1 protein-coding gene is annotated in these 532 nt (G+C 56.6%); it reads right to left on the reverse strand.

Translation table 11 applies throughout. From position 1 onward, the window contains the following. Positions 1 to 375, reverse strand: a 375-nt coding sequence (locus tag AWU74_RS07745; protein WP_187150949.1) for an IS5 family transposase, incomplete at its 3' end; no start/stop codon positions are given. Positions 376 to 532 lie beyond the last annotated feature (157 nt).

The raw sequence follows: 532 nt of genomic DNA on the forward strand, positions 1-532 counted from the left end.
CCCTTTTGTGCGGCTAATGTCCTGAGTGCCGCCGCGTGCCCCGCATGCGTCCGCGTGCGCCTTGATATACGTCGAATCTATCATAAAGATATCCCCGGCAGGCTCGCCTATTGCGGCGTCCGCCAGCGTTTTCCATATTCCCTTGTCTCGCCAGCGGCAAAACCGCTTGTGCATGCTGTTCCAGTTCCCGAATTCTGGCGGTATATCCCTCCACGGAGCGCCTGTGCGCGTCTGCCACGCTACCGCGTTAATAAACAAGCGGTTGTCTTTCGCCACTCCCCCGTGTTTCCCTGCCTGTCCGGGCAGCAGTTCTTTTATCTGTTCCCACGCCTCGTCGCTTATATCGTGCCGGTGTATGCCTTCATTTTCTTTCATGCTTCCCATTTTACCTCTTTTCCCTTATCCAGTCCACACTGCCTAGTCCGTAGCCTGCGCCGCGTGCGTGTAATGGTCTGTCATGGCAATATCGCTGTGCCCTGCCACAGCGTCTGCACGGTTAAATCATCCACACCCGCAAGCCGCGCAAGCGATA

This window comes from Treponema endosymbiont of Eucomonympha sp. (genome assembly GCF_001028545.1).